This is a genomic window from Mesorhizobium silamurunense (assembly GCF_014843825.1).
Lineage (GTDB): Bacteria > Pseudomonadota > Alphaproteobacteria > Rhizobiales > Rhizobiaceae > Mesorhizobium > Mesorhizobium silamurunense.
This window is the reverse complement of the sequence record NZ_JHQR01000452.1, coordinates 1-323: the sequence shown is the minus strand read 5'-3', so window position 1 is coordinate 323 and position 323 is coordinate 1. Positions and strand designations below refer to the sequence as shown.

Below are 323 nucleotides of genomic sequence, written 5' to 3'. Positions count from 1 at the left end.
ACATATGACGATTTCAGAGTTTACGCTTAAGTCCAGGGACGAGGAGCCGGTCCGTCGGCTGGAGATCTTCACTGGTTCGGGTCGGCGACGTGAGTGGCCGCGGGAGGAGAAGGCCCGGATAGTGGCGGAGAGCTACGATGCGGGCGAGACGGTTTGTGCTGTGGCACGCCGGTATGGACTTTCCCCGCAGCAATTGTTCACCTGGCGTCGGGCTGCTCGCCGGCCGATGGGGAAGGCAGCGATATCGGAATCCATGTTCGTGCCGGCGGTGGTGACGGCGGCGCCTCCGAAGCCTGCGGCGAAGCATCCGCCACAGCCAAGGA

The 323-nt window shown here is 63.8% G+C and carries 1 protein-coding gene; it reads left to right on the top strand.

Annotated elements, in window-relative coordinates; translation table 11 throughout:
* Window positions 1–121: 121 nt before the first annotated feature.
* On the top strand, window positions 122–323 hold a 202-nt coding region (locus DH10_RS38060), incomplete at its 3' end, for a transposase (RefSeq protein ID WP_343221690.1).